This window comes from Rhizobium sp. AC44/96 (genome assembly GCF_001692185.1).
GTDB lineage: Bacteria > Pseudomonadota > Alphaproteobacteria > Rhizobiales > Rhizobiaceae > Rhizobium.
Genome location: NZ_LXKO01000042.1, coordinates 1 through 1087, shown reverse-complemented (window position 1 = coordinate 1087; position 1087 = coordinate 1). Strand labels below are relative to the sequence as shown.

Here is a 1087-nt window from a genome sequence, read left to right as displayed (position 1 = left end):
AGCCATCAACCGGCCTTGAGAAGTGGATCGATGCACGCCTGCCGCTGCCTCGTCTCGTCTATGACAGCTTCGTCGCCTACCCGGTTCCGCGTAACCTGAACTATGCCTACACCTTCGGCGCCATGCTGTCGGTCATGCTGATCGTTCAGATCCTGACCGGCGTCGTGCTCGCGATGCACTATGCAGCCGAAACGACGGTTGCATTCAACTCGGTCGAAAAGATCATGCGCGACGTCAACCACGGTTGGCTGCTGCGCTACATGCATGCCAACGGCGCGTCCTTCTTCTTCGTTGCCGTCTATCTCCACATTGCCCGCGGCCTTTACTACGGCTCGTACAAGGCACCGCGCGAAATCCTCTGGATCCTCGGCGTTCTCATCTATCTCCTGATGATGGCGACCGGCTTCATGGGCTACGTTCTGCCCTGGGGTCAGATGTCCTTCTGGGGTGCAACGGTTATCACCGGCTTCTTCTCGGCATTCCCGCTGGTCGGTGAATGGGTGCAGCAGTTTCTGCTCGGCGGCTTTGCCGTCGACAATCCGACGCTGAACCGCTTCTTCTCGCTGCACTACCTGCTGCCGTTCGTCATTGCCGGCGTCGTCGTCCTGCACATCTGGGCGCTGCACGTTACCGGCCAGACGAACCCGACGGGCGTCGAAGTCAAGACGAAGACGGACACGGTTCGTTTCACGCCTTACGCAACGCTCAAGGATGCGCTCGGCGTTTCGATCTTCCTGCTCGTCTATGCCTACTTCGTCTTCTACCTGCCGAACTTCCTCGGTCACGCCGACAACTACATCCCGGCTGACCCGTTGAAGACGCCGGCTCACATCGTTCCGGAATGGTACTTCCTGCCGTTCTACGCGATGCTGCGCTCGATCACCTTCAACGTCGGCCCGATCGACTCGAAGCTTGCAGGCGTTCTCGTGATGTTCGGTGCGATCATCGTGCTGTTCTTCCTGCCGTGGCTCGACACCTCGAAGGTTCGTTCGGCGGTTTATCGTCCGTGGTACAAGATGGCTTACTGGCTGTTCGTGATCAACGCGATCATCCTCGGCTGGCTCGGTTCGCAGCCGGCGGAAGGCCT

General features: G+C 59.2%; 1 protein-coding gene. It reads left to right on the top strand.

All coding sequences use genetic code 11. The features are described 5' to 3' along the window. A partial coding sequence (locus A6U87_RS28070; RefSeq protein ID WP_065694616.1) for a cytochrome b N-terminal domain-containing protein occupies window positions 1-1087 on the top strand: 1087 nt, incomplete at both ends.